The sequence below is a fragment of the Streptomyces sp. LS1784 genome, from assembly GCF_020103755.1.
In the GTDB taxonomy this organism is placed as follows: Bacteria; Actinomycetota; Actinomycetes; order Streptomycetales; family Streptomycetaceae; genus Kitasatospora.
This window is the reverse complement of record NZ_JAHSQD010000438.1, coordinates 1-6,948: the sequence shown is the minus strand read 5'-3', so window position 1 is coordinate 6,948 and position 6,948 is coordinate 1. Positions and strand designations below refer to the sequence as shown.

The window sequence follows — 6,948 nt, the reverse complement described above, 5'->3', positions numbered from 1 at the left end:
GGCAGGGCGGCGCGCGGCGGCTTCCGGGGGCGCGCGGAGTGGTGCGGGCTTCCGTCCGATGGGCGCGGGGCGCAGCGGCGGCCGCGGGGTGGGCGGCGGGGGACAATGGCGGGGTGATCAGTAGCCCCGTTCTCGACCCGACCCGCCTCGCCAAGTTCCGCGAGGCGCTGCTCGACGCCTCGTTCACCGCCGACGGGTGCCTGGACCTGCTCGGGCCCACCGGCTATTCGGCGTTGGCCCGCAGCGAGGCGGTCCCGGCGCTGCGGGCGACCCGCGGTGGCAGTCCGCTGGAGACGCTGGTACGGCTGTTCCTGCTCCAGCAGCCGGTCCCGTACCGGGCGGCCGCCGCCGCGCTGCCGGTGGAGGACTGCCTGGCGGACGGCTGGCTGCGCCCCGACGGCGATCTGGTGCGCGCCACCGTCGACGTCCGGCCGTACGCCAACGAGGTGGCCGGGATGCCCAGTTCGGACGCCTGGGTGGTCTCCGACCTGGGCTGCGCCGTGGGCGGCGCGGGCGGCATCGGCTCCGGTGAGACCGCGCACGGGGTGGCTCGCAAGGACCTGGTGCTCGGGGTCGGCGGCGCCTCCACCACGCTGGCCAACATCACCGTGCGCCGCCCCGTCCGGGCCGCGCTGGACCTCGGTTCGGGCTCCGGCGTGCAGGCGCTGCACGCTGCCCGGCACGCCGGGACCGTCACCGCCACCGACCTCAACGCGCGCGCGCTGCGCTTCACCGAGCTGACCCTGGCGCTGTCGGGCTTCGACAACACCGAGGTGTCCGCCGGAAGCCTCTTCGAGCCGGTCGGGGAGCGGAAGTTCGACCTGATCGTCTCCAACCCGCCGTTCGTCATCTCGCCGGTCGGCCGGTTCACCTACCGTGACGGCGGCATGGCCGGCGACGACCTGTGCCGCAACCTGGTCCGCTCGGCCGCCGACCACCTGGAGCCCGGCGGCTACTGCCAGCTGCTCGCCAACTGGCAGCACATCAAGGGCGAGGACTGGCACGAGCGGCTGGCCGGCTGGGTCGCGGGCACCGGCCTGGACGCCTGGATCGTCCAGCGCGAGGTCCAGGACGTGGCCCAGTACGCCGAGTTGTGGCTACGTGACGGTGGTGACCACCGCGGGCCCGGCGGCGACTACCAGGCCCGGTACGGCGAGTGGCTGGACGCCTTCGAGGCGGGCCGGGTCGAGGGCATCGGCATGGGCTGGATCACCCTGCGGGCGAGCGGCGCCGAGCGCCCGACCGTCCGGGTGGAGGAGTGGCCGCACCCGGTGGAGCAGCCGCTCGGCCCGCACATCGAGGCCTGGTTCGACCGGCAGGACTTCCTCCGCTCGCACGACGACGCGGGCCTGCTCGCGGCCCGCTACGTGCTGGCCGACGAGGTGGTCCAGGAACAGGTCGGCGCGCCGGGCGCGGAGGACCCGGAGCACGTGATCCTGCGTCACAACCGCGGCATGCGGCGGGCCACCAAGGTCGACACCGTGGGTGCCGGTTTCGTCGGGGTCTGCGACGGGACGCTGTCGGCGGGCGAGATCGTGGACGCCATCGCGCAGCTGCTGGGCGAGGACCGGGTGGTCCTGCGGGACCGGGTGCCGGAGTCGCTGCGCCTGCTGACCGAGCAGGGGTTCATCGACCCGGTCCGCTGAGACCGCCCCCCTGAGACCGCACCCGCTGAGGCCCCACCCCCTGAGGCCGAACCTGCTGAGACCGGACCCACCGGGACCCGCACCCCGCTGAGGCCGGGTCCGCCGAGACCCCGTCCTGCCGGTGTCCGGGCCCGGTTCACCCGCCCGTACCCCCTGGTTCGTCCGGTCGCCGTCGGACGGCTGTCTCCCGTTGGCCCTCCGCTGTGAAGCTCTGTCCACAGGCTGTGGACAGAGCTGGGGAGCCGGGGGCCAGGGGTGGACACGACGACGGCGATGGTGGGCGGGTCGGTGCTCGCCCTCTTCGGTGGCGTGCTGCTGCTCTGGTGCGCCGCCGAAGTGAGCCTGCGCCTGCGGGTGCGCCGCCGGGGGGTGTCGGCGGTGGCCACCGTGATGGCCGAGGACGACGTGCACGGCCAGCTGGACAGCGCACCGCTGCTCTCCTTCTCGGTGCCGCCGTCGGTCGGCGGCCCCGGCGCGTGCGGGATCGCGGGGCTCGTGATCGCCCGTCCGCGTGGGCACACCCCGCTGCGCCGTCCGGACCGCTTCGCGCCCGGCGCCTCGGTGCGGATCTTCTACGACCCGCAGCGCCCGGGCCGGGTGGTGCTGGCGGCCGGGGAGGCGGGCCGGTCCGCCGTCGTCGACCTGCTGTGGAGCGCCCTGGGCGTGGGCTGTCTGGCGGTCGGCACCGGGCTCGTGGCCGCGGCCGGCGGCTGAGCCCCGCAACCCCCGAGCGATCCGCGGAGTCCCACGAGCGCCCCGCGGCCACCCATGAACGAGCACCCCCGCGGCCGCCTCCGAACCAGCACCCCGCGGCCGCCCGCGAACCAGTGCCCTCGGCGCCCCGCGAACCAGCGCCCCCCGCGGCGAGAGCGCCGCCCCGCGCCCGCCCGTCGATTTTGCGTTGACAGATCTTGAAATCCGTCATTCCATCCTCCGGAACCTGCCGAAGGCCCCCTCCGCGGGGCGCGAACCTCCGTCATCGGGTTACCGTTCGAGTGGCGTCGGTGAGCCCGGAAAGTGAAAACGCGGGATCCGTCCGTTTGACAAGGGTGGCCGGGGTACGGTCACACTCCGCTGGTGGGGGTGTCGTGCCGCGGCAGCCCCGGGACGGTGGAGGGGTCGGGCGGAGCGCAGCCCGTGCTGCCGGCGCCGACCAGCCACATAAGGACCGGGAGAGAAGAGCGAAGGTGTCCCCGAGCAGCGAGACCGCGCACGGACAGCGACTCGTCATTGTCGAGTCGCCGGCCAAGGCGAAGACGATCAAGGGCTACCTGGGCCCCGGCTACATCGTCGAGGCGAGCGTCGGGCACATCCGCGACCTGCCCAGCACCGCGGCCGAGGTGCCGGAGAAGTACACCGGCGAGGTGCGCCGTCTCGGGGTGGACGTCGACCACGACTTCGCGCCCATCTACGTGGTCAACGCGGACAAGAAGTCCCAGGTCAGCAAGTTGAAGTCGCTGCTCGCGGAGTCCGACGAGCTCTTCCTCGCCACCGATGAGGACCGCGAGGGCGAGGCCATCGCGTGGCACCTCCAGCAGGTGCTCAAGCCCAAGGTGCCGGTGCACCGCATGGTGTTCCACGAGATCACCAAGTCGGCGATCCAGGAGGCCGTGGCCAACCCGCGCGAGCTCAACCAGCGCCTGGTCGACGCCCAGGAGACCCGCCGCATCCTCGACCGGCTGTACGGCTTCGAGGTCTCGCCGGTGCTGTGGAAGAAGGTCATGCCGAAGCTCTCGGCGGGCCGCGTGCAGTCCGTCGCCACCCGCCTGGTGGTCGAGCGCGAGCGCGAGCGGATGGCCTTCCGCACCGCCTCGTACTGGGACCTGGTCGGCACCTTCGGCACCGGCCGCACCCCGGTCGACGCCGCCAACCCGGAGACCTTCGGCGCCCGGCTGGCCGCCGTCGACGGCAAGCGGATCGCCAGCGGCCGCGACTTCGGCCAGGACGGCCGGCTGAAGGCCGCCAGCGCGAACACCCTGCACCTGGACGAGCAGGCGGCCCGTCAGCTGGCCGCCGCCCTGGAGCAGACGGCGTTCGGCGTCCGCAGCGTCGAGTCCAAGCCCTACCGCCGCTCGCCGTACGCGCCGTTCCGCACCACCACGCTCCAGCAGGAGGCCAGCCGCAAGCTGGGCTTCGGCGCCAAGCGGACCATGCAGGTGGCCCAGAAGCTGTACGAGAACGGCTTCATCACCTATATGCGTACCGACTCCACCACGCTGTCGGACACCGCGATCTCCGCCGCCCGGGCCCAGGTCACCCAGCTGTACGGCGCCGACTACCTGCCGGACGCCCCGCGCACCTACGCCAGCAAGGTCAAGAACGCGCAGGAGGCGCACGAGGCCGTCCGCCCGTCCGGCGACCGTTTCCGCACGCCCGCCGAGACCGGCCTGACCGGCGACGACTTCAAGCTGTACGAGCTGATCTGGATGCGCACCGTCGCCTCCCAGATGAAGGACGCGGTCGGCCAGTCCGTCACCGTCCGGGTCGGCGGCACCTCCGCCGACGGCCGGGACGTCGAGTTCTCCGCCTCCGGAAAGATCATCACCTTCCACGGCTTCCTCAAGGCCTACGTCGAGGGTGCCGACGACCCGAACGCCGAGCTCGACGACCGCGAGCGCCGGCTGCCGCAGGTCGCCCAGGGCGACCCGCTGGCCGCCGAGCGGATCACCCCGGAGGGCCACGCCACCAAGCCGCCGGCCCGCTACACCGAGGCCTCGCTGGTCAAGGAGCTGGAGGACCGGGAGATCGGCCGTCCCTCCACCTACGCGTCGATCATCGACACGATCATCCAGCGCCGGTACGTCTTCAAGAAGGGGACGGCGCTCGTCCCGTCCTTCCTCTCCTTCGCCGTGGTCAACCTGCTGGAGAAGCACTTCGGCCGGCTGGTCGACTACGACTTCACCGCCAAGATGGAGGACGACCTCGACCGGATCGCCGCCGGTGAGGCGAAGTCCGTGCCGTGGCTGAAGCGCTTCTACTTCGGTGAGGGCGACGGCCACGCCGCGGGCGGCGCCGCCGAGGCCGGCAACGGCGACGGCGACCACCTGGGCGGCCTGAAGGAGCTGGTCACCGACCTCGGCGCGATCGACGCCCGGGAGATCAGCTCGTTCAAGGTCAGCGACGACATCACCCTGCGGGTCGGCCGCTACGGCCCGTACGTCGAGCGCGCCTCGGCCGTCGAGGGCGAGCCCGGCCAGCGCGCCGACATCCCGGACGAGCTGCCGCCGGACGAGCTCACCGTCGAGCTGGCTGAGGAGCTGCTGGCCAAGCCCAGCGGCGACTTCGAGCTCGGCCCGGACCCGGTCAGCGGCAACATGCTGGTCGCCAAGGACGGCCGCTACGGCCCGTACGTGACCGAGATCCTGCCCGAGGGCACGCCGAAGACCGGCAAGAACGCGGTCAAGCCGCGCACCGCCTCGCTGTTCAAGACCATGTCGCTGGACACCGTCACGCTGGAGGACGCGTTGCGGCTGCTCTCGCTGCCGCGGGTGGTCGGCACCGACGCCGAGGGCGCGGAGATCACCGCGCAGAACGGCCGCTACGGCCCGTACCTCAAGCGCGGCACCGACTCCCGCTCGCTGACCAGCGAGGACCAGCTCTTCACGATCACCCTCGACGAGGCGCTGGCGATCTACGCCCAGCCCAAGCAGCGCGGCCGGGCCGCCGCCGCCCCGCCGCTCAAGGAGCTGGGCAACGACCCGGTCAGCGAGCGCCCGGTGGTGGTCAAGGACGGCCGCTTCGGCCCGTACGTGACCGACGGCGAGACCAACGCCACGCTCCGCAAGGACGACGACGTCGAGACCATCACGCCGGAGCGCGCGTACGAGCTGCTCGCCGAGAAGCGGGCGCGCGGACCGGTGAAGAAGGCGGCGAAGAAGGCCCCGGCGAAGAAGGCCGCGGCCAAGAAGACGACCACGGCCAAGACCGCTGCGACCAAGACCGCGGCCGCGAAGAAGACCGCCGCCAAGAAGACCACCACCAAGACGGCGGCGGCGAAGAAGACGGCGGCCAAGAAGACGACCACGGCCAAGACCGCGGCCGGCAAGGCCGCGGCCACCGAAGAGGGCTGATCCCAGGTCACCGCAGACGGGCCCGTGCCCCCGATCCCGGGGGTGCGGGCCCGGGGTCTGTCGGCTCTGTGCGGGGTACGTCACAACCCGGTGATGAGCGCGATCCGGAAGCCCGTTCGTCTCATTCCGGCCAGGCCCCGCCCGCTACGCTGACCGTATGACGAGCGAGGAGCAGCCCACCCCCAGCGCCGCCCCGGCCGCCAGAGCCTGGGCGTCCGACCTGCCCGAGGTCGCGCCCGCCGGGACCCCGGTGGACCGGGCCCGGGCGCTGCTGCGGACACGTGCCTACCGGCGCCTGTGGACCACCCAGTTGATCGGCGGCACCGCCGACCGGCTCGGCCTGCTGGTGCTGCTCGCGCTCACCGTGATCGCCGCCGCCCAGGGGGGCCGGTTCGGCAGCCTGCCACGCAGTCTCGCCTTCGCCCTCGCCGCGGTCCTCGCCGTCCGGGTACTGGCCACCGGGCTGGTCGGCGTCGCCCTGCTCGGCCCGGTGCACCGGCTGGTCGCGGGCCGGCTGGACCGGCGCTGGACGCTGTTCGGCGCCGACGTGCTGCGTGCCCTGCTGATCGGCCTCGCACCCTGGTGGAGCGTCTGGCTGGGCTCCGCCGCCAAGCCCTCCGGGGCCGCCGCCTACGTCCTGCTCGCCACCGTGTTCGTGACCGGTGCCGCCGAGCGGGTCTGGGGGATCACCAGGGCCGCCGCCGTCCCGGGCCTGCTGCCGCCGGCCAACCGGTACCTACCGGTCGCCGAGCAGCGTCCGGCCGCTGCCAACCTGGAGAGCGTCCGGGCCATCGACTGCTTCACCGGCTGGGTGACCGTGCCGCTCGGCGCCGTCGGCCTGGTGGCCTTCACCCTGCTCAACAACATCGGCGCGGCCCTCGGCTCCGACTGGCTCCGCGCTCACCAGCTCACCTTCGCGGCGCTCGGTGCGGCCGGGCTGTTCGCCGCCTCGGCGGTCCGCGGCTACCTCCAGCAGCTGCCCGGGGGTCCGGTGTCCGTCACCCCCGTCTCCCCGCTGCGGGGCCTGCGAGCCCCGACCGACGCTTCCCCCGGCCCCGCGCTGAGCAAGGGCCGCACCGGCAGTGCCCCGTACTTCACCTTCGCCGTCGCGGCCGGCTACGCCGCGATGGCGGGCGTCGCCGCGCTCGCGCTGCTCACCGCCGCCGAGCACCGCGCCGGGCCGATCGGCTACGGCCTGCTGGTGCTCGCCGCCACCGGGGCGCCCGCCCTGG

3 protein-coding genes and 1 pseudogene are annotated in these 6,948 nt (G+C 73.5%); all 4 read left to right on the top strand.

What is annotated here, in order from left to right; translation table 11 throughout:
* Nucleotides 1–113: 113 nt before the first annotated feature.
* On the top strand, nucleotides 114–1,646 hold the full coding sequence (locus KS423_RS33870; protein ID WP_224283583.1) for a methyltransferase: 1,533 nt from the start codon (nucleotides 114–116) through the stop codon (nucleotides 1,644–1,646).
* A gap of 255 nt (nucleotides 1,647–1,901) precedes the next feature.
* The gene (locus KS423_RS33865) at nucleotides 1,902–2,360 is read left to right on the top strand and encodes a DUF3592 domain-containing protein (RefSeq protein WP_224283582.1); all 459 of its coding nucleotides are present in this window, start codon (nucleotides 1,902–1,904) and stop codon (nucleotides 2,358–2,360) included.
* 473 nt (nucleotides 2,361–2,833) lie between these two features.
* Entirely contained in the window at nucleotides 2,834–5,716 is a 2,883-nt protein-coding gene (gene topA, locus KS423_RS33860; protein WP_224283581.1) for a type I DNA topoisomerase, read from the top strand.
* Between the two features lie 157 nt (nucleotides 5,717–5,873).
* Nucleotides 5,874–6,948: pseudogene (locus KS423_RS33855) on the top strand (dTMP kinase); the annotation flags it as partial.